Origin of the sequence: Kitasatospora sp. NPDC036755 (assembly GCF_040636595.1) — a bacterium.
Classification (GTDB): Bacteria; Actinomycetota; Actinomycetes; order Streptomycetales; family Streptomycetaceae; genus Kitasatospora.
This window is the reverse complement of sequence record NZ_JBEZUT010000684.1, coordinates 1-1,346: the sequence shown is the minus strand read 5'-3', so window position 1 is coordinate 1,346 and position 1,346 is coordinate 1. Positions and strand designations below refer to the sequence as shown.

Genomic DNA, 1,346 nt, shown 5'->3' with positions numbered 1-1,346 from the left:
CAACCGCAACAACTTCGGCTACGACTCCAACCGCTGGGACATCTCGCCGTTCCTGCGCAACGGGGACACCGACATCAAGATCCTCTTCGACACCGACAAGGACGGCTACGACCTGGGCGTGTTCTACGCCTACGTCAACCTGGACGGCTCCACCGAGGGCTGATCCTCCGTCACGGCCCGGCGCCGCTGCCGCACCACCCGCACCCCGCGGGGCGGCAGCGGCGCCGCCGTGTCCCGGCCGCGCGGGGCGCCGCGCAGCAGCCGCTCGCAGGGGCGCTCCACCCAGCGGTAGAGGACGCCCGCGGCGGCCAGCGAGCCGCCCGCCAGCAGTAGCCAGACGCCGAGCGTCGCGGCCCCCGTCTCCGGGCGGCCGACCACGGCGAGCCAGCAGCGGATGCCGATCTCGTGCACCAGGTACCAGGCGTACGACCACTCGCCGAGCCGCACGGCCGTGCGGCCCGCCAGCAGCCGGGGCGGGGTTCCGGCGAGGTCGCGCCCGGCGGCCGCCGCCAGCAGGGCGGCGAACAGCGGCGCGGGCAGCAACTGGGAGGCGCTGTACGGGCCGTACCAGAGGGAGTCCGGGACGGCGGCGTGCCAGGGGACCAGCAGCAGGTGCCAGAGCACTACGGCGGCCGCCGCCGGGAGCAGCCGCAGCCGGGGGAGGGCCCCGTGCCGCACGGCCAGGCCGGTGACCACGCCGAGGACGAACTGCGGGGTCCGGGTCAGCGGCAGGTAGTCCAGCAGCCAGCCGCGCACCGCCGGGTCGGCGGGCAGCAGGGCGCCGGCCGCCCACAGCGCCGGGCCGAGCGCGGCGCAGAGGACCGCGAGCGGCAGCCAGGCGCGCCGGCGCGGGGCCAGCAGGCGCAGCAGCGGCGGGAACAGCAGGTAGAACCAGGCCTCGGCGCCCAGCGACCAGGAGGCCGCGTTGCCGCCGTACACGGTGGGCAGCGCCCACGGGTGCACCAGGGCCAGCGACCAGAGCGCGGCCGCCACCGGCAGCACCGCGCCGATCGCCGCGTCCGCGCCCAGGGACAGCGCGGTGGTCAGCACGTGCAGTGGCCAGATCCGGGCGAAGCGGCGGCGGGCGAACACCGGGGCCCGCACCGGCGCGGGCCCGTACGTCCAGGCCAGCACGAAGCCGGAGAGCACGAAGAAGAACGTCACGCCCGACCGGCCGTACCAGGCCGCCGGGCCGATCAGCGGCAGCTCGCCCACCTTGCGGGAGAGGTGGTAGAGCACCACCAGCAGCGCGGCCCAGAACCGCAGCCCGGTGAGCGAGGGCAGGCGGCTGGGGCCTGTGGTGGACATCGGCGCTCCGGAGGAGGGGACTTCGGGGACGGCGGCGG

Annotated in this window: 1 protein-coding gene; it reads right to left on the bottom strand. The window is 76.4% G+C overall.

The genetic code is table 11. From position 1 onward, the window contains the following. Positions 1-129: 129 nt before the first annotated feature. On the bottom strand, positions 130-1,346 hold a 1,217-nt coding region (locus AB0E96_RS41195; RefSeq protein ID WP_359831968.1), incomplete at its 5' end, for an acyltransferase.